At 64.5% G+C, this 248-nt stretch carries 1 pseudogene; it reads right to left on the bottom strand.

Annotated features, from left to right (window positions below):
* Positions 1–56 precede the first annotated feature (56 nt).
* Positions 57–248 (bottom strand): annotated as a pseudogene (locus tag C9427_RS34370) (hypothetical protein); the annotation flags it as partial.

Genomic DNA, 248 nt, shown 5'->3' on the forward strand with positions numbered 1-248 from the left:
TGCGCAAGAGGGCCGAGACGGGCGCACGACATCGTACGCCACCCGGCTGCTGCTGATCAGGCGAACTGGGGAAGGCCGGGAATGGAATTGAGGACCTCGTCCACGAGTTCGTCGCCGGCATGTTCCTTGGCCAAGGCGATCGTCTCGTTAGCAAGGCCGGCGATATTTCCCAGGCTGAGACCCTCGTTCATCAATTGCTGGCCGAAACCCACCACGCCGCCTCCGGCGAGGACGCTGCCGCCCTCTGC

The sequence above is a fragment of the Mesorhizobium helmanticense genome (assembly GCF_003034915.1).
GTDB classification, from domain to species: domain Bacteria; phylum Pseudomonadota; class Alphaproteobacteria; order Rhizobiales; family Rhizobiaceae; genus Mesorhizobium; species Mesorhizobium helmanticense.